17 protein-coding genes, 1 tRNA gene and 2 pseudogenes are annotated in these 18,599 nt (G+C 60.9%); 12 read left to right on the forward strand and 8 right to left on the reverse strand.

What is annotated here, in order from left to right:
* Positions 1 to 914: 914 nt before the first annotated feature.
* From istB to CLM73_RS09640, 4 genes are all read right to left on the reverse strand, one after another.
* Positions 915 to 1,706 carry an IS21-like element helper ATPase IstB gene (gene istB / locus CLM73_RS09625; RefSeq protein ID WP_034019065.1) on the reverse strand — a complete coding sequence of 264 codons (792 nt, stop codon included), beginning with the start codon at positions 1,704 to 1,706 and terminating at the stop codon, positions 915 to 917.
* Complete coding sequence (gene istA / locus CLM73_RS09630; protein ID WP_034019062.1) at positions 1,696 to 3,222, reverse strand: IS21 family transposase; 1,527 nt, start codon at positions 3,220 to 3,222, stop codon at positions 1,696 to 1,698. Before istA ends, istB begins: the two co-directional genes overlap by 11 nt.
* Before the next feature lie 65 nt (positions 3,223 to 3,287).
* Positions 3,288 to 4,742 carry a PHP domain-containing protein gene (locus tag CLM73_RS09635; protein ID WP_158685845.1) on the reverse strand — a complete coding sequence of 485 codons (1,455 nt, stop codon included), beginning with the start codon at positions 4,740 to 4,742 and terminating at the stop codon, positions 3,288 to 3,290.
* A gap of 368 nt (positions 4,743 to 5,110) precedes the next feature.
* The gene (locus CLM73_RS09640; RefSeq protein ID WP_105238241.1) at positions 5,111 to 6,511 is read right to left on the reverse strand and encodes a hypothetical protein; all 1,401 of its coding nucleotides are present in this window, start codon (positions 6,509 to 6,511) and stop codon (positions 5,111 to 5,113) included.
* Between the two features lie 178 nt (positions 6,512 to 6,689).
* Here CLM73_RS09640 and CLM73_RS29225 point away from each other — a divergent pair.
* The 10 genes and pseudogenes from CLM73_RS29225 to CLM73_RS09690 all read left to right on the forward strand — a co-directional run.
* Positions 6,690 to 6,931, forward strand: a pseudogene (locus CLM73_RS29225) (LysR substrate-binding domain-containing protein); the annotation flags it as partial.
* Between the two features lie 53 nt (positions 6,932 to 6,984).
* Positions 6,985 to 7,881, forward strand: coding sequence for a hypothetical protein (locus tag CLM73_RS09650; RefSeq protein ID WP_105238242.1), 897 nt, complete (start codon positions 6,985 to 6,987; stop codon positions 7,879 to 7,881).
* A gap of 366 nt (positions 7,882 to 8,247) precedes the next feature.
* Positions 8,248 to 8,841 (forward strand): annotated as a pseudogene (locus CLM73_RS09655) (ATP-binding protein); the annotation flags it as partial.
* Between the two features lie 265 nt (positions 8,842 to 9,106).
* The gene (rpmI, locus tag CLM73_RS09660; RefSeq protein ID WP_008159912.1) at positions 9,107 to 9,304 is read left to right on the forward strand and encodes a 50S ribosomal protein L35; all 198 of its coding nucleotides are present in this window, start codon (positions 9,107 to 9,109) and stop codon (positions 9,302 to 9,304) included.
* Positions 9,305 to 9,321: 17 nt separating this feature from the next.
* Positions 9,322 to 9,681 (forward strand): 50S ribosomal protein L20, encoded by a 360-nt coding sequence (gene rplT / locus CLM73_RS09665; protein ID WP_006218741.1) that lies wholly within the window; start codon positions 9,322 to 9,324, stop codon positions 9,679 to 9,681.
* A 77-nt stretch (positions 9,682 to 9,758) separates the two neighbouring features.
* Positions 9,759 to 10,781, forward strand: a complete 1,023-nt coding sequence (gene pheS / locus CLM73_RS09670) for a phenylalanine--tRNA ligase subunit alpha (RefSeq protein WP_105238244.1) — start codon at positions 9,759 to 9,761, stop codon at positions 10,779 to 10,781.
* Positions 10,782 to 10,794: 13 nt separating this feature from the next.
* Positions 10,795 to 13,212: a phenylalanine--tRNA ligase subunit beta gene (gene pheT / locus CLM73_RS09675; protein WP_105238245.1), complete on the forward strand. Its 2,418-nt coding sequence runs from the start codon at positions 10,795 to 10,797 to the stop codon at positions 13,210 to 13,212.
* A gap of 2 nt (positions 13,213 to 13,214) precedes the next feature.
* Positions 13,215 to 13,553, forward strand: coding sequence for an integration host factor subunit alpha (locus CLM73_RS09680; RefSeq protein WP_082579019.1), 339 nt, complete (start codon positions 13,215 to 13,217; stop codon positions 13,551 to 13,553).
* Positions 13,554 to 13,611: 58 nt separating this feature from the next.
* Entirely contained in the window at positions 13,612 to 14,046 is a 435-nt protein-coding gene (locus CLM73_RS09685; protein WP_105238246.1) for a MerR family transcriptional regulator, read from the forward strand.
* Between the two features lie 241 nt (positions 14,047 to 14,287).
* Positions 14,288 to 14,364 (forward strand) — tRNA-Pro (locus CLM73_RS09690).
* Positions 14,365 to 14,603: 239 nt separating this feature from the next.
* Here CLM73_RS09690 and CLM73_RS28880 read toward each other — a convergent pair.
* From CLM73_RS28880 to CLM73_RS09700, 3 genes are all read right to left on the reverse strand, one after another.
* Entirely contained in the window at positions 14,604 to 14,828 is a 225-nt protein-coding gene (locus tag CLM73_RS28880; protein ID WP_158685846.1) for a CrpP-related protein, read from the reverse strand.
* A gap of 127 nt (positions 14,829 to 14,955) precedes the next feature.
* Entirely contained in the window at positions 14,956 to 15,177 is a 222-nt protein-coding gene (locus tag CLM73_RS09695; protein ID WP_056570547.1) for a hypothetical protein, read from the reverse strand.
* 232 nt (positions 15,178 to 15,409) lie between these two features.
* Complete coding sequence (locus CLM73_RS09700) at positions 15,410 to 15,652, reverse strand: CrpP-related protein (RefSeq protein ID WP_105238247.1); 243 nt, start codon at positions 15,650 to 15,652, stop codon at positions 15,410 to 15,412.
* A 250-nt stretch (positions 15,653 to 15,902) separates the two neighbouring features.
* On the opposite strand from CLM73_RS09700, the gene CLM73_RS09705 reads away from it, so the two are divergent.
* Positions 15,903 to 16,817 (forward strand): PhzF family phenazine biosynthesis protein, encoded by a 915-nt coding sequence (locus tag CLM73_RS09705; protein WP_105238248.1) that lies wholly within the window; start codon positions 15,903 to 15,905, stop codon positions 16,815 to 16,817.
* A 258-nt stretch (positions 16,818 to 17,075) separates the two neighbouring features.
* Entirely contained in the window at positions 17,076 to 17,510 is a 435-nt protein-coding gene (locus CLM73_RS09710; RefSeq protein WP_105238249.1) for a GNAT family acetyltransferase, read from the forward strand.
* 39 nt (positions 17,511 to 17,549) lie between these two features.
* Here CLM73_RS09710 and CLM73_RS09715 read toward each other — a convergent pair whose 3' ends face one another.
* Positions 17,550 to 18,503, reverse strand: a complete 954-nt coding sequence (locus tag CLM73_RS09715; protein WP_105238250.1) for a succinylglutamate desuccinylase/aspartoacylase domain-containing protein — start codon at positions 18,501 to 18,503, stop codon at positions 17,550 to 17,552.
* Positions 18,504 to 18,599: the final 96 nt, after the last annotated feature.

Genomic DNA, 18,599 nt, shown 5'->3' on the forward strand with positions numbered 1-18,599 from the left:
AGCGGACTCCTCGTCGCAGCCAGCATGCAGATCGACATTGGTTGGATGCTTCTTGCGGAGGTGTCAACAACAGCCTGATGTCCCTCGTGAGGTCGGTGTCGGCCATGTCCACGCCGCGTCATCGTGGGCGTGGGACGTAGATTGTCCGATAAGAAGGAGGGGGCTATATCGGCATGCTTGCGCGGACTGCATCGATGACGAGATGGGACATCGTTACCAGTAATCGGTCAAGGCGTATTTCGTTGCAAGACATTAGGGGTGACAAAGTGAGGCCGGTATTTGATCCCCAAGATTGAGAACCGTTGGGCAACGCAAGCTTCCCTGCTACGCCCCGGTCTGATGTCCAACTAGTGCTCGAGCTCGCTAAAGAAGCGGGTTGCAAGGGTGGATCAGCGGTTATTTATATAATAATTCGAATTGGGCACATATCGGTATGAGCTTGCCTTTTGAAGGAATTGACCCGCGCGAGATTTCGCCGCCGCGGCGGTGAACCGGGGCAACGGTGTGCTGCAATTGGTCAGCGCAATCGCTGCGCTTAGTTGCGGCTGTCCGCGATGACGAGATAGACCTCTTTGAATCTGCCGTTCGTAGCGTCGCAACAGCGCTGAACCTGGGTGGCGAGAATGTATTGAGCCAGCAGAACCTGCTCAGGTCATAAGCAGCTAACGCAAATACCTTTGTCGGTGTCTCCATACAGTGCCCTGGCGTGGGCGCTGGTCGTTGGAAAAAAGGGGATTCAGTCCTCGACATCACGGCTGGCGTGCCGGATGGTCTTGAAGCGATGTAGGCGCACAGGGTTCTTTCACCGTGTGGAGCACGCGTTCGACTATGACATTCTGCTTCGGGCAATGCGGCGAGAGTGTTGGTTTGCACTGAAAACTGACCCAGCGTTTGCATCGAAAACTGACCCAGCCCTAATTTGATTGGGTCGGGGTTGCTACAGATTTGGCTGTTTTACGCTCCTTTTTGGGCTGTGTGCTGCTGTTTTTGAATCGGTAGCTATCGTTGCCGGTCTCGACGATGTGGCAATGGTGGGTGAGTCGATCGAGCAAAGCAGTCGTCATTTTTGCGTCCCCAAATATGTTCGCCCATTCAGCGAAGCTGAGATTGGTGGTGATGATGAGGCTTGTGTGCTCGTAGAGCTTGCTGATGAGGTGGAACAGCAGCGCGCCGCCGGCTTGGCTGAATGGCAGATACCCGAGTTCGTCGAGGATCACGACGTGCGAGTGCATGAGCCGGTGGGCGAGGTGTCCAGCTTTGCCGGCCTGCTTCTCGAGCTCCAACGTGTTCACCAACTCGATCGTGGAGAAGAAGCGAACTCGGCGACGCAGGTGTTCGATGGCGTGAACCGCGAAGGCCGTCGCCAGATGCGTCTTGCCGGTGCCAGGGCCGCCAACTAGTACGACATTGTGAGCGGGTTCGATGAACTCGCCGCGGTGCAGTTGCCGGACGAGGGCTTCGTTGACCTCGCTGCATCCGAAGTCAAAGCCTTGTAAGTCTCGATATGCTGGGAACTTGGCCACCTTCATCTGATAGGCAATAGATCGCACCTCCCGCTCGGTAAGCTCGGCCCGTAGAAGCTGGCTCAAGATGGGAGAGCAGCTCTGGTATGCCGGAGAGTCTTGCTGCACGAGGTCGGTGAGCGCTTGAGCCATACCGTGCAGCTTGAGCGCCTTCAAGCGCTCGATCATGAGTTCATGCTGCATGACGTGGCTCCTGAGTGCGGAGGGTGTCGTAGCGGCCGACGTTCGCCTCGGGTTCGACTGTGAGCGAGAGCGCTTGGGGCGCCGTCAGCGGCGGTAGCGGTGTGCCGTCGAGCAGTCGGCTCAAGATGTTGAGAATGGTTTGCTTCGATGGCGTACCGGCCTCCAGCGCTAAGGTCACTGCGGCGAGGACCAGTTGCTCGTCATGCAACAAGACCAACGACAGGATCTCCACCATCTCTCTATCCCCGCCAGCGTGAGGCAGCAGCAGTGCCTGAAGTTGGCGAAATGCTTCCGGCAACGCGGTGAACGGCGCCCCATTGCGCAGCGCGCCAGGCTTGCGTTGCAGCACGGCGAGATAATGCCGCCAGTCGTAGAAAGTGGCACCACGGTCATGGCGCCGGTTGATGTGGCGAGGATGCTGCGCGATGACGTGACCTTCGGCGACGACAACGAGGCGATCCGCATAGACCCGCAAACTCACGGGCAGGTTGGCGTAGGACGCGGGGACGCTATAGCGGTCACGCTCGAAGGCGATCAAGCATGTGGGGGAAACGCGCTTGGTGTGTTCCACAAAGCCGTCGAACGGCTGGCCGACAGGCATCAGAAATGGGCGTTCCTCGGACCATATCTGCCAGATGCTCTGGTCACATGCCGGATGGCGTATCTGTTGCCACAGCCTGACGCACTCGTCGGCCAACCAGTCGTTAAGCGCTTCCAAGCTCGAAAAGTGGGGCAGGCGTTGCCAGATCCGCCTCCGGCTATCCTGCACGTTCTTCTCGATCTGTCCCTTCTCCCAGCCTGACGCGGGGTTGCAGAACTGCGCATCAAACAAATAGTGGCTGACCATGCTGGAGAATCTGGCGTTGACCTCGCGTGACTTGCCGCGGCCGACCCTATCCACAGCGGTCTTCATGTTGTCGTAGATACCTCGACGCGGGATGCCTCCCCACGCCACAAAAGCGTGATGGTGCGCATCGAACAGCATCTCATGCGTCTGGAGCCAGTAGGCGCGCAGGAAGAAGGCGCGACTGTGGCAAAGCTTGAACTGCGCGATCTGGAGCTTGGTGCGCTCGCCGTTGATCACCGCACTGTCCTCGCTCCAGTCAAACTGAAAGGCGTCGCCTGGTGCGAACGTCAATGGCACGAACGTGCCCCGTCCTGAAGTCTGAGATCGTTCCTGTTGTTCCTGTCGCCATCGTCGCGCGAAAGCGGCAACACGGTCGTAAGAGCCCGTGTAGCCTAGAGCGCAGAGATCCTGGTGCAGCTGCAATAGCGAGCGTCGCTGCTTGCGTGTGCGGTTGGCCTCGGCCTTGAGCCATGCCGAGAGCTTCTCCGCATAGCCGTCTAGAACGGTAGGCCCAGCCGCACGGCTGTAGGTTGGTTCAATGGTGCCCGAGCGCAGATAGCGTCGCACCGTGTTGCGCGATATGCCAAGTCGCTTGGCAATCTCTCGTAAAGAGACATGATCACGCAAGTGCCAACGGCGAATAATGCTGAGAAGAGCCACGTCGATCACTCCTGTCTCCTGCACGGGTACCGAGCAGGATAGTGTTCACGAGGTGGGTCAGAATTAGATGCAAATCAAACGTAAAAGTGGGTCAACTCTGCCTGCAAATCAACACCGTCGCGGAAGCGCCGCTCCTTTGCCAGCTTCTCCTCCAGCTCCACTACCTCACTTGCATTCTGCTTTTTCAGGGCCGCCACCTGCGTGTCCGCGATCCCCTTGGCCTTTTCCGTAGGCTCGATCTGGTTGATGCTCTGCTGCAGAGTCTCAAGTAACGTCTGGTTTGCTAGGATCGCCTCGCGTAGCAACTCGTCTTGCTTGCGCAGCTCACCAAAGTCGATAAATCCGTCCAGGAATCGGAGGAGGATGGACGGGTCGGTGTCGCAGTGTTGGATCGTGTCAGCCGTTTCGCCTTGTCCATAGCTTTCGATCGCAACGGCCGTCGGTCCTTCCGGATCGGAATTCGTCACATCGCAAAGCTTATTGCGCGTCAGCGTATGGCGTTCTCCCACCTCGTCCTCGTACACGAGCGAGATGGCGTCGGGCCAAACCTCCGAGTCAATGATCGAGCTTTCCGCGGCGTTTCCAGACGCCGCACGAAGGGATTCTAGGAGCGTTGACTTCCCCGCCCCACGCCCACCGATGACGCAGGTCAGATTCGGGCTGAAATGCACAACCTGATTCTTGAGGAAACCGCCTTCCAGCTTTATCCCCACGAACCTCGGTACGGATGCGGGGATAAGATCTTCGAGTCGCACACGCGCGGTCGCGTCTTTGAGGGCGATCCGCAGCGAGGCGAAGGTTAGAGCCTCCATCTTCAACCTGGTCAGCTTCCTGTTGCCGCTGGCGTTGCGGCCGAGCGCGTTGAGTGTGTGCGCATCTGACGACATTACCTTCGCCAAGTCTACCCCTTCCTCAAGACCGAGTGCCGCGCATCGTGCGACGGCGCAGTTCCTTCGGTTTGGGTCGGCATCGTCGTGGGAGAACATCGCGCTGTTAGATGCGTTGGCAATCTCCAAGCCCAGCAGGTTGGGGCAGTTGAAAACTGCCTGCTTGAATGCATCGAATTTCGGAGCCGCCTTCTCGAGGCCGCTATCCAGTTCAATGTGCGCGCAAATGCCGAAGCCGTTGAATTCGGCCGCAAAGTGCAGGCACTGCGGGACGGTGTTGTGGCAAACCTTCCGGTCATCCGAGATCGTCAGCTTGCCATAGAAGCGTTGTAGCTGGTCAGCAGTTTCAAAGTAGACAAGTAGGTGTCCCTGGGGCGTGGACAGTTCGACGCCGGGCACGACAAGTAGGTTTTTGCCCTGAGCGTAATTCAGCGCCGACCGAACGTTCCCGATCTGGTTGTGATCTGTGATGGCAATAACGTCGAGCCGCTCTGCGATAGACGTGTCCACGATAGCTTCGGGCGTCATCTGTGCATCCGTAACATCGTAGGAACCTTCGGGCCCGAACGAATGGATGTGAAGGTCCGCGCGCCGAAACAGCGCCCCGTTGGATTCCTTCTGAATTTCTTGTAGCAAGGACACGGCGTTTCCTCCCTTGGAAAGTATCAGAAGGTTACCAAGTCTTCACGCTGCTTGTCTGGCTATAGGTGCTCTCGGATGACCATTACGTTTGAAAGCCCCCTGTTCGGCTATGCGGACCGTCGTTTGTCGACACCACAACGCCTTGAAGCTGTCTAGAAACTGGGACGCTCGACATGACAAGTTTCGAAGGGCCGCTTTGGGTCGGGAGCGGTCGGGCGTCATAGACGGCTCCCGGCCAAGAGCGGCAATCGCAAGTACATCAAGCGATGGTCGTTGTAGGCTGGTCCCAGCCATTCACGTACGGACGCAGAATGACTTCTGGTTGGAATAGGCGCCTGTCACAACCTGACGCTCGGGACGAACTAGCCTCATGTGCATTCTCTGCTTACCTTCGCCGGCCAGCGCAGCATCTCCTCGGGCGCCAAAATGATGGTCGTTGAGGCAAGGACCGTGTGCTCCCACATGGTTTTGCACACGACTTCGCCATCGCACTCGAACCAGTGGGTTGCTCCGGGCAGCAGGTCGAACGGGAACGGGTGTGTTGCGCCTGGGTTGTGATAGATCTCCAACTCAACGCACCAGGCCTCGCCCCAAGGCCAGAGGGCCTGGTACTCCTCGGATTGGACATCCATGTCGAAGTCGATGGGTTCGAGGGCACCGGACGTCCGGTCATAAAGGATGCCTTTGCGACGCAGCTTCACACCTGGTACTCCCAGGCCCGCCAGAACGCCCATCCTGTTGAACTTGGCCATCGTGCAAGCATTGCTGAACATGATGGCCGACAGGTTGCGCATCTCCGGTTCGTTGAACAGTCCTGCCTTGATGTCATGCCCCTTGAGCTTGTCGATGGGCTCGTCGACTGCGTATCGTCCGTTCTCGCTTTCGTTGACCACCGGCAACTTGCCGTAGAGGTAGGTTGGCAGCGCCTCTCTGCTCCAGACCATCGTGCTCCCGCCATGGAAGTCCGCCAGTGCCAGCGCAAAGGGCAGGCCTCGCACGTGCCGCAGGACGTGATAGTCCTTCTGAATCTTCGAGCGAAGCGTCTTGGCAAACCTTGCTGCGGCGTCCCCGGCCAGGCGTTCTGTCTTGTCGGCCGGAGCATGCTTCAGCGCTGGTAGGCTGCCATCGCGCGCTTCGGTGGGGTTGGCGGTGACGGCCTCAACGTAGGCCGAAAGTGGTCCGGCTACGAGCTTGAAGTCCGGCGACGGAACGTCCTGGGAGACTTCAATCCCCATTTCTCGGAAGCAGGCGAACAAGTACAGCTCCCAGAGGCGTGAGTCGAAGTTCACCGTTTGCATGTCCGACGCGAAGTTCGCATCCGGCTTCGGCATCGCCAGGTAGAGCTCCATTACCGTGTTCATGGCGGCCCACCTGATGGGGCCGCCAGCCAGGAGCTGGAATGCAGCGCAAGGCGTTCGCCGGTCCAGGTCCAACAGATTGGGGCGGCGGCGCTCTCCGGGCTTCAGCGGTTCAGCTGGCTGGCCAAGCTTCATGTCCTCGCTTACCCGCGCCACCGCTTGGGCGAGCGTCGGGATGCAGTCCACTTCGCTCGTCACCACAAAACGGTGGTCGACCCTTCGGCGCATCGTCAGGGCGACGAACATGCCGTCCGGAGTTCCAAAGACGGCGCCGACCGCGCCACCTCGTTCGAGCTTGAACGCGGTGATAAATTGGGCGTCCCCGTAGTTGGGGCCGAAAGGCAATGACATGGCATACAGATCGAAGGCGCGCCTCGATAATGGAACGATCAAACTGTCTTCGTCTGCCATGGAACCTCTCTCTCTGCTCGCGTGATTGGCCCGTAACCCGTATGCATTCTGATGCTAATGTATTCCAAGGTCGCCAGGCTTTGTCCATTTCGGGGAGTACGGCGAACAGTCGCAGCATGGTTGACTCATTGCTGGCGGCGGCAAGGAACTTTCCCGTGCCGAATCGACCGAGCAGAAGATTGGCGGCCGTTATGTGATTGGGATGCTTCGGAGACTTGCTACGCTCGATCAGGGCCTGATTCTGCTGCCACGAGCCGCGGTTGCTGACGACCTCGATGCGGGCCGGCTTCGACAAGTGTCTTGCATGATTGGCATGGAAGGCCACAACCAGTCGATGCGTTTACGGAGACTCGCCTCCAGCCCGCCAAGACCCAACGATTTATTGATTTCGTTCAGGAGCGAATGTCGCACTGGACATGACTTCAAATGTGTTTGACCAATAGCCCACCTTATATTGCGAAGGGATTAGCAAGATGTCGAAGCTTGAAATAAATGGCGATTTCATCGTGAGGCAGTTGCCAGGAATTATTTCTTGGCTGGTTTCCTTGGGGCTTCCTGCCGCGAACTCGCGCTATGCGCGCTATGACAAAATTATTAAGAATTTCTTTCGCAACCGTCCCGACACCTTGCACGATGGAGGCAATCAGCTGTTTCGAGATTTGAGTCTCGCATACAGGGAATCCGTCGATATATATATCGTGTACAGATGCTTTAAGGACGTTCGGCACCCGATGTTCATTGAGAAGCTGTCCCATGTCGTCGCGGGTCAAGATGTTCCCGAGCCTGGGGAGGCTGGCGCATCGCGCAACTATCTCTTCGAGTTGTTAATAGCTGCCCGGTTTCAACTAGCGGGCTACGATATCGACTTTGAGGAGAAGACTGACGTGGTTGCTCGACGCAATGGCCACACCGTGCGCATAGAGTGCAAGCGGCTATCGTCTGAAAACAAGCTCAACGCGCGCATTAACGAGGCGGCCAATCAACTGTCGCAGGCAGTCAAGAAGGTCGATGAGCGGGTGGTAGGACTGATCTATATCGACGTTTCCAGCTTCATCGTTGAAAAGGTGAAGTGGGAAGTCAATACACGTGATGAGGCACTGCACGAGGTAAAGCGAGCACTGAAACTATTTCTTGGCGATTACGGACGCACGGTCGAGGCTGCGAACAAGAAGCATCTCGGTGTTTCTTTTGCGACGTGCTTTACGGCAGTAGTGCCCATTTGGACCCGCTCCGATTTAACGATGCAAACTGTTTTACATACAGACGTCCTGGCGGCTTCGGATCTTCCTGATGAGAAATTTCAATTGCTGAACGAGGTGGTTTTTGGCACCGATCATGGCTTTAAGCACCTTTTTGAAACGGTGGAGTGATCTCGTAGCCTGAGAGGGCATGCACAACGAGGCATTGTTCCGTCTTGGCACCGTTCCCCAATTTGAGAGCCTCGTCGTCTATATACGATTTACGTCTAAGCTAACTGACCTCCTTTTGGGTGCTGGCCCTTGTCCTCTTGCGCTTTAGGGGAGAGTGAAGAGCGATGAGCTTGTTGGGTGGTCATCCCACGGGTCTTCGCTACAGTAGGCATTTGACCGTTTCGGTCCAACTGTCCTCCACACGATCGGGCGCGCACTGACGTCGGGGTTTTTATGTTGCGGCTACTCGCAGTGCTTAGCCGCAACTGTTTGACTTATAAAATCAACGTGTTAGATGTTGCCGCAAGCTATTGACAGAACATAAGGGTTGACGAACTTCCCGAATTCAGCCGCCGCTCGCTCGAGGCGCTGCGCGAGCCGCTGGAGGCGGGCAGGGTGGTCATCTCCCGGGCGCTGCACGCCGCGCAGTTTCCGGCCCGTTTCCAACTGGTCGCCGCGATGAACCCCTGTCCTTGCGGCTGGCGGGGGCATCCGGCGCGCGCGTGCGCCTGCACGCCGGATCAGGTGGCGCGCTACGCGGGCAAGATATCGGGGCCGCTGCTGGACCGGATCGACCTGCACGTGGCCTTGCCGCCTTCCGATCCCGCCTGGATGACCACGCCGCCGGGCGAATCGTCTCAGGCCGTCCGGGAGCGCGTGATCCGCTGCCGCGAGCGCCAGCTTGCCCGGCAGGGCAAGATCAACGCCGCGCTGGCCGGGGCGGAACTGGACGAATTCTGCGTCATGGATGCCGACGCGCAGGCGCTGCTGCATCAGGCCATGCGGCGTCTGACGGGCTCGGCCCGTGCCATGCACCGGGCGCTTCGGGTGGCCCGCACGATCGCGGATCTGGACGGCCAGGCGGTGCTGGCTGTCAGCCACGTCGCACAGGCCGTGCAGTACCGGCGTACGGGGGTATGATCCGGTCCTCCCGTGCCCGTTGTTGCCGATGCACTCGCCGACTCGACAAAGTTCAGGAAATCACCATATAATCAAAGGCTTTTCCGGATGTGGGTAGCTTTTTGTCCCCGCGTTTGGGAAAGACTCGCGAAACAACGGTCAGGTTCAAAGATCGTTGGTTGCGACCCCCAGAAGTGGCAACAGGTCTACAAGTTTTGGCGTCTTTGGCGTCAAGCACCTGGCGTCATGTAAATCAACAATGCGTGTTTTAGTTTAGGGAATCATCATGCCCAAGATGAAAACCAAGAAAAGCGCTTCGAAGCGCTTTAAGGTGCGCGGCAGCGGCTCCATCAAGCGTGGTCAGGCGTTCAAGCGTCACATCCTGACCAAGAAGACCACCAAGGCCAAGCGTCAATTGCGCGGCTCTGCGGCGGTTCATGACTCCAACGTGGCCTCCGTCAAGGCCATGATGCCTTTCGCTTGATCTAAGGGAGATCTACTATGCCTCGCGTCAAACGCGGCGTAACTGCCCGCGCACGTCACAAGAAAGTCATTGCCGCCGCCAAGGGTTACCGTGGCCGCCGCGGTAATGTGTTCCGTATTGCCAAGCAAGCAGTCATGCGCGCTGGCCAGTACGCCTACCGCGACCGTCGTAACAAGAAGCGCACGTTCCGCGCTCTGTGGATCACGCGTATCAACGCGGCCGTCCGCGAGCACGGCGTCAGCTACAGCGTGTTCATCGCTGGCCTGAAAAAGGCTTCGATCGAACTCGACCGTAAGGTCCTGGCCGATCTGGCCGTGCGCGACAAGGCCGGCTTCGCCGCCATCGTGCAGCAAGCCAAGGCTGCCTTGGCTGCCTGATCGCGCGCTTTAACTCATCGCGCATCGCTGCAAACGGGGCTGTAATGGCCCCGTTTGCGTTTTGAAGGCTGGATTTCATGACTCGATTGGTTGACGACCTGGTAGCCCAGGCGCAAGAACGGTTCGCCGCGGCCTCGGACGCCGCCGCACTAGAGAACGCAAAAGCTCGTTTCCTGGGCAAGGAAGGCGCCTTGACGGTGCTGCTAAAAGGCCTGGGCAAGCTCGATCCCGAGCAGAAGCGAGAAGCGGGCGCACGGATCAACCAGGCCAAGCAGAAGATCGAAGAGCTTCTGACCTCGCGCCGCGCCGAACTGGCGCAGGCGGAGCTGGATGCCCGTCTGGCATCCGAAACCATTGACGTCACCCTGCCGGGCCGCGGTCGCGCGCCGGGCGGCATCCATCCGGTGATCCGGACCTGGGAACGCGTGGAAGAGATCTTCCGTTCCATTGGCTTCGATGTGGCCGACGGCCCCGAAGTGGAAAACGACTGGACCAATTTCACCGCCTTGAACAACCCGCTGGATCATCCGGCGCGTTCCATGCAGGACACGTTCTACGTCGACATGAACGACGCGGACGGCCTGCCGCTGCTGCTGCGCACGCACACCAGCCCCATGCAGGTGCGTTACGCCCGCATGAACAAGCCGCCCATCAAGGTCATCGCACCCGGGCGCACTTATCGCGTCGACAGCGACGCCACGCACTCGCCCATGTTCCACCAGGTGGAAGGGCTCTGGATCGCCGAGGACATCTCGTTTGCCGACCTGAAGGGCGTGTATACCGATTTCCTGCGTTGCTTCTTTGAAAGCGACGATCTGGTCGTGCGCTTCCGTCCGTCGTTCTTCCCGTTCACGGAACCGTCCGCCGAGATCGACATGATGTTCACCTCGGGTCCCAACCGCGGCCGCTGGCTGGAGATCTCCGGATCCGGCCAGGTGCATCCGCAGGTGGTGCGCAACTTCGGGCTGGATCCCGAGCGCTACATCGGCTTTGCTTTCGGCTCCGGGCTCGAGCGCCTGACCATGTTGCGCTACGGCGTCAACGATCTGCGCCAGTTCTACGAAGGCGATTTGCGCTTCCTGCGCCAGTTCAACGAATAACAGACGGCTGATCATGCAATTTCCCGAATCCTGGCTGCGTACGCTGGTCAATCCTCCGATCGCAACCGATGAACTCGCGCACCGGCTCACGATGGCCGGCCTGGAAGTCGAAGAAACCGAGCCCGCTGCACCGGCATTCACCGGCGTGGTCGTTGCGCACATCGTCGAAATCGCGCCGCACCCCGACGCCGACAAGCTGCGCGTCTGCCAAGTCGACGACGGCTCCGGCGAACGCCTGCAGATCGTGTGCGGCGCGCCCAATGCGGCCGCCGGCCTGAAGGTGCCGCTTGCCCGCGTGGGCGCGGAACTGCCCGGCGGCATGAAGATCGGCGTTGCCAAGATGCGCGGCGTCCAGTCCTCCGGCATGCTGTGCTCGGCCCGCGAACTGGGTCTGTCGCAAGACCACGCGGGGCTGCTCGAGCTGCCCGCGGACATGGTCCCCGGCCAATCCATCCGTGAAGCGCTGGATCTGGACGACACGCTGTTCACGCTCAAGCTGACGCCCAACCGCGCCGACTGCCTGTCGATCCTGGGCGTGGCGCGCGAAGTCGCCGCGCTGACCGGCGCGCCGCTGTCGGTGCCCACGGCCGCCGCCGTGCCCGTCACGCTCGATGAGCGCCTGCCCGTCAAGATCGAGGCGCCCGACCTCTGCGGCCGCTTCGGCGGCCGCGTCATCCGCGGCGTGAACGCCCGCGCGGCGACGCCCGAATGGATGAAGACGCGCCTGGAGCGCGCCGGCCAACGCTCGCTGTCCGCGCTGGTCGACATCTCCAACTACGTCATGCTCGAACTGGGCCGCCCGTCGCACGTCTTCGATCTGGACAAGATCGGCGGCGACCTTTCCGTGCGCTGGGCCCGTGAAGGCGAAACCCTTGAACTGCTGAACGGCCAGACCGTCACGCTGGACCCAAAGGTCGGCGTGGTCGTCGCCGGCGAGCAGGTCGAAAGCCTGGCCGGCATCATGGGTGGCGAAGCCACCTCGGTGACGCTGGACACGCAGAACATCTACCTCGAAGCCGCGTTCTGGTGGCCGCAAGCCATTGCCGGCCGCGCGCGCCGCTTCAAGTTCAGCTCCGAGGCCAGCCACCGCTTCGAACGCGGCGTCGACTACGCCAGCATTCCCGAGCACCTGGAATTCATCACCCGCCTCATCGTCGGCATCTGCGGCGGTCAGGTCGGCCCCATCGACGACCAGATCGTCAATCTGCCTCAGCGTCCGCCGGTGCGCATGCGCCTGGCGCGTTGCCATCGCGTGCTGGGCGTGCCCGTCACGCGCGAGCAGGTCGCCACGATCTTCGGCAGCTTGGGATTGGACTATTCGGTCGAGGGCGACGACTTCATCGTCAATCCGCCGTCGTTCCGTTTCGACCTGGAAATCGAAGAAGACCTGATCGAGGAAGTGGCTCGCATCTATGGCTTCGAAAGCATCCCCGACGTGCCGCCGATGGCGCGCGCCAAGATGTTCTCGCAGCCTGAAGTGCGCCGCGGCGCTCATGCGCTGCGCCGCCTGACGGCTGCGCAGGACTACCAGGAAGTCGTCAACTACAGCTTCGTCGAAGCCGACTGGGAACGCGATTTCGCGGGCAACGACAATCCCGTGCGCCTCGTGAATCCGATCGCCAGCCATCTGTCGGTCATGCGTTCCAGCCTGATCGGCGGCCTGGTCGCCAACATCCGCCACAACGCCAACCGCAAGCAGTCGCGCGTGCGTCTGTTCGAACTGGGGCGTGTGTTTTTCCGCGACGCCTCGGCCGAAGACGGTCCGCTGCAAGTGGCCGGCGTGCGCCAGCCCATGAAGCTCGCGGGCGCCGCATGGGGCCCGGCTGCGGAAGAGCAGTGGGGCGTGCCCACGCGCCACGTCGATTTCTTCGACGTGAAGATGGACGTCGAGTCGCTGTTCGGTGCACGCGGCCGCCGCCTGCGTTTCGAGGCAGCGGCGCATCCCGCGCTGCATCCCGGCCGTGGCGCGCGCGTCATGCTGGACGGCAAGCAGGTCGGTTGGGTCGGCGAACTGCATCCGCGCTGGGCGCAGCAGGCCGACCTGGCGCATGCGCCGGTGGTCTTCGAACTGGACGTGGACGCATTGTCCGAAGGCGAATTGCCGCAGGTGCGCGAGCTCTCGCGCCAGCCCGTGGTGGTGCGCGACCTGGCGCTGTGGGTCGACGAAGACGTGACCGTACAGTCCATGCTCGACACCGTTGCCGCTGCCGTCAAGGCCGACGCGCAACTGGCCGTCGTGCAGGATGTGCGCGTGTTCGACGTGTGGCGTGACAAGGCGCAAGGTAGCGAACCGGTCGCCGAGAAAAGCCTTGCGTTCCGTTTCTGGCTACAGGACACTGAGGTCACTTTGGACGAAGCCCGCGTGGCGGATTGCCTCGCGCGCATCAAGGAAGCCCTGGTTGCCGCGCACGGCGCGCGCCAACGTGGCTGAACATGGGGACCAGTATGCTTGCCGAGCAACGCACCCTCACCAAGGCCGAGCTAGCCGAACTGCTCTTCGAGCGGGTCGGCCTGAATAAGCGCGAAGCCAAGGACATCGTCGATACGTTCTTCGAGGAAATCCGCGACGCCCTGGCGCGCGGTGATTCCGTCAAGCTTTCGGGTTTCGGCAACTTCCAGGTGCGCGACAAACCGCCGCGCCCTGGCCGCAACCCCAAGACCGGAGAAACCATTCCCATCGCGGCGCGGCGCGTGGTCACGTTCCACGCCAGCCAGAAACTCAAGAGCGTGGTGGAGCAGGCCGTCCCCGCAGCACCTGAAGCCGCGGAGTGATACGCTTTGTCGGTAATTGTTATCGGCGCCCTCCGCATCGCGCGCATAAAATCCGCTTATGACACGTACTGAATCCACCGTTACCCTACCGCCCATTCCCGCCAAGCGTTACTTCACCATTGGCGAAGTCAGCGACCTGTGTGGCGTCAAGCCTCATGTGTTGCGGTACTGGGAACAGGAATTCACGCAGCTCAAACCCGTGAAGCGCCGCGGCAATCGCCGCTACTACCAGCATCACGAAGTGCTGCTCATCCGCCGCATCCGTTCGTTGCTTTACGAACAAGGCTTCACGATCAGCGGCGCGCGCAATCGCTTGGGCGACGCGCGCGATGTGCCGCACGACCAGGACGCCGCCGTGCGCCTGTCGGGCACCGAGATGCAGTCGCTGCGCACCGAACTGGGCAACGTGTCCGCGATGCTCGCCGAAGCATTGGGCACTGCAGCCGCCGCGCCGGCTGCGGTCAACACGACGCACACGGCGCCTGCAGCCTGAGCCGCTTTCACCGCGGCTCATCGCTTGAAATCCAACGCTTGATATCAGTACCGGCAGCGCGCGCTGGCCGTCTTGGCCACGCACGCTGCTCACCGTAGTGCCTTAGCGCTCCGCGCCGCGGGTTCATCGCATGCAGTGTGATGAACGGCGAACGCAGAACGCAAAATTTTTTGAGTATTCAGCACTTTTTTTGCACCAATGCGTGCAAACATTTTTTAGTTCTGCTATACTCTTTTTCTTTCGGGGCGTAGCGCAGCCTGGTAGCGCACTTGCATGGGGTGCAAGGGGTCGCGAGTTCGAATCCCGCCGTCCCGACCAGCAGTTCCAAGGCCGTCAGTGAGAAATCACTGACGGCCTTTCTCATTGTGGTCGCGCTTTTTGCGGTTGCAGCCGCAGTACGGCGCCAGTGACTTCGTGCGGGCTATCTCGTTGATGGGCGATCGTATCTATACCGGCCACGTCTTCACCCGTTGTGGCTACGGGACCATCAAGGAATATTGAAGCGCGCGGCAAACCGCGTTCCCGAGGGTGGCGGACACGCGGCAGCGAAGGCGTCTTCAATCAAACGATTGTTGCAGTAACCGGCGGCGTTGCAGTTCAGCGAGGCGCGCTTCGGTTTCTTCGTGCCAGCCGGCTTCCCATAGGGCCAATCGGGCGCGCCATGTTGGCAGCGATTCGCCGGTATGGCCGGGCATGTTTGCTTCTTTCATGAGGGGGCAAGCAGAAAGCGGCACGCCATATCTGGCGGCTTCCTGGCCGGCTCTGTGGACGGGGTCATCCATTTCGCGCCTCCTGCAGGGAAAGGTCCTAAGCCGAAAGATGAGCGCGATCACGATTCGTGTCCAGAAAAGTTACGCGAAGAAATAGCGGGATGGATCAGCGCGTCGAAGGCCTGTGGAAGCGGTGCATTCAGAGCTCCACCCATTGCATCCACCAGCCCTGGTAATAGCGCTGGCCGTCAATTTCTTCGAAGCCGCACACCATCATTCCGCGGTCCGATCCGAACGTGAGGAGTTCGGGTTCCAGCAGATCGGGGATGGGGCCTTTTTGTGAGGCGCCGAACTTGGCCAGGGTGTCGAGCGTCATGACGCTGATGTAGCGACGCAGGTCGTCGCGCATGATGGAGTACATGCGGACCGTCCCGGTGACCGCGTGCGCCGGGTCGTTGTCGTGGCGTTTCCGGCCGAGGTAGTGGGTTCGGATGACGGTGCATCGCATGGTGAAACTAAAAATACTGTATGAATGTACAGTATATGCCGGCAAAAACGGGGCCGGGTCTTCAGGTCGAGTTTTTCTTGGTTGAAGAGGGCGTCGCCGTGTCGCCAAAACAATGCGCCCCGAATTCGGGGCGCCGTTCATCGCATCAAATGACCAGCCGCGACATGGCGCGCGGCACGTAGCGGGTACGGCTTCCTGGCGGGGCCTGGCCGCCGCCGGTGGCTTCCATCCATCCGGCTTCCCAAGCCTCGACCTTGCCGCGCCATTGCGAGATCGATTCGCCGGTGTGGCCCGGCATGGCGGCCGCCCGATAGTAGGGGCAGTCCCACAAAGTCAATCCGTCGCGGGCCGCTTGGGCGCCCAGCTTTTGGATGTCTTCGCGTTGCATGGCAATACCCTCCAAAAGTAGATGCACGGGACACAAAGTATTCCGCAGACCCCTGCGGTTTTCAATAGTGAGGGCGCACCAGCCGAGGCGGTGCCGGCGTCACGCGGGGCCTGGTTTGTCACGACGGCATGCGCCCCGCACCTTGTCTGTTATGCGCGCAAATTCGCGGCTCTGTGCCTTTCGCGTTCGGACCCGGCCGCGCACAATTTCCGCTTCCCGCCAGCTTCAGGCGGATCTTGAGGATGCTTGCATGCGCTACCGTTACGTCACCGCCGATGTGTTCACCGGCCATGCCTATCAAGGCAATCCGCTGGCTGTTGTGTTGGATGCGCAGGGTCTGGACAACTGGCAGATGCAGCGGATCGCGCGCGAATTCAATTATTCGGAAACCAGTTTCGTCATGCCGGCCGAGGACCGGTCCCATACGGCGCGCGTGCGCATCTTTACGCCGGACCGCGAGGTGCCGTTTGCCGGTCACCCGAATGTCGGCACTGCGGTCGTGCTGGCGCGCGAACAGATCGCGGCGGGGCTGCCAGTGCCGCAGGCCTTCGTGTTTGAAGAAGAAGCCGGCCTGGTGCGGATTGCGTTGGCGTATGGCGAACACGGGCTGCAGGGCGCGGAGTTGCGCGCGCCGCAGCCGCTGTCGCGCGGCAGCGAGGCGCCGGTGGATGCGGTGGCAAGCGCGCTGCGGCTGGACGCCGCGGACATTGACGTGTCGACGCACGCACCGATGGTGGCGTCGGTGGGCCTGCCGTTTCTGGTGGTGCAGCTTGTCAACCGCGGCGCGTTGCGGCGCGCGGTGCCGGACTCGGGCGGTTATGCGGCCCTGATGCCGCAGCTTGGCGCAAAGTCGATCTATGTCTACACCACCGACACGGCGGGCGAGGCGATGGACGCGCCCACCGATCTGCAGGCGCGCATGCTCACGGGCCGGATGACCGAGGATCCCGCCACGGGTAGCGCGACGGCCGCGGTCACGGCGCTGCGCGCATCGCTCGCGGGCAAGGGCGTCTTGCGGCTACGGGTGGGGCAGGGCGTGGACATGGGACGCGCAAGCTTGTTGCTGGCGCATGCCGAGCCGCGCGAGGACGGCGTATGGGCGAGCGTGGCGGGGCAGGCCGTGGTGGTGATGGAAGGCACGCTGCCCGCACCGCAGGCAACGTGACCTCGATGCGCGTTGCCGGCACAAGCGGGCCTCGTGTATGCTGCTGCGCATGAACACATCGCCTATCGCTGCCGCAACGCGCGCAGATTTCCGACGAATCACTCGACGTCTACGTTGAGTGGCTAGCCGTGTTCGGGCGCCGATTGTCCGGCGCTTATTTCAGAAGGCCACGATACCCTCGTGGCTTTTTTGTTTTCAGGACTCCCGCGTCCGAGGCGTATCGCAAGGCCTTCGTTCTTTCATCACAAGGAATGAAGCATGTCTCATCAAGACCTCGTCATCCGGCCTTTTCATCCATCCGACGAGACGGCGCTTATCGCGCTGTGGCAAGCCTGCGGGCTGACGCGTCCGTGGAACGATCCGCGCAAGGACATTGCGCGCAAGTTGACGGTGCAATCCGAACTGTTTCTGGTAGGCGTGCTGGACGGCGAAATCGTGGCAACGTTGATGGGGGGCTACGACGGTCACCGCGGCTGGATCAATTACCTGGCCGTTTCGCCCGCATATCGGCGGCATCGTTTCGCCACGGCGCTGATGCGCGCCGTTGAGCGCAAGCTGCTGGAGATGGGGTGTCCGAAGATCAATCTGCTGATCCGTTCCGACAACGTCGCGGTGAAGCGCTTCTACGACAGCCTGGGGTTTCAGGAGGACGCGGTCGTCAGCATGGGCAAGCGCTTGATACCGGATCTTTGAAGAGGGCGGGTTCGACACACCCGCCGCGAATCCTCTACGTCAAATCGCCTGCGTCAGATACACGGCTTCGCGGCCGACGATCGGCATGCGCGTGGGCATGAAGATCGTGCACGCATCGCACGGGGAGCGGATTTCTTCGGTGCCGTTCATTGCGATCAACTCGCCCTTGTCAAAGGTTTCGAAGCCGATGACGGGCCGCGTGAAGGTGAAGTCTTCGGACTTCACCATGTGGACTTCGAGCAGGCGGTAGCGTTGCGGTGTGGGCGGGGGCGGCGTGCCGGCCGGCGTGTCGATCAATCCCAGATGCGCCAGAAAGCGCAGGGTGACGTCGGTGGCGAGTTCGGCGGCGGAGCGGGCGAAATGCTGGCCGCATTCAACAACGAGCGCGCCGCCGCTGTTGGACAGCGGATCACCGTGATGTCCATAGCCCATGACGCCGGTGCCCGGGAATTTGTCTTGCGGCATGACCAGATGGACCTGCGGCGAGCCGACGGCCGCTGCCAGCACGGTGTTGCGGTCCATCTCGTTGTAGACCCAGAACGGTTGCACCGGCGCGCGCGTGGAATGGATGTCCAGCACGAAGTCCGCAGCGTCCAGGATGGGGCGCATTTCGCGGGCGCGGCGCAGTTCGGGGCTGTCTTCAGAGCCGTCGAGCATGGCGGCGGACCAGATGCGGTTCAGGTTGTGGACGAGCTGGCGGTTGTCGTAAGGCCGGTCGATGTCGAAGGCCTCGTAGGCCTCGACGTGGGCAAAGCTGACCGTCAGCGTGCCGATCTTCGGGCGCACGCCTGTGTCCAGCAGATGGGTGGCAGCGACCATGCCACAGATCTCGTTGCCGTGCGTGATGGCGTTGATGAGCACGTGCGGCCCGGGCTTGCCGGATTCGAAGCGGTGCACGTAGGGAATGCCGGTGTTGCCTTCGCGGTAGGCGGACAGGTCACGCGGCAGGACTTCCAGCGGAGCGGTATCGGGTTCGAAGACAGGTGTGGTCATGAGCGTCGGTAGAGGTTGGAATGTCCGGCGATTGCCGGTTTGAAGGCACGGTGCGAAAACGGCCGATTTGACCGCATTTTTGCGAACTTCAAGATG

The sequence above is a fragment of the Achromobacter spanius genome, from assembly GCF_002966795.1.
GTDB classification, from domain to species: Bacteria; Pseudomonadota; Gammaproteobacteria; order Burkholderiales; family Burkholderiaceae_B; genus Achromobacter; species Achromobacter spanius_D.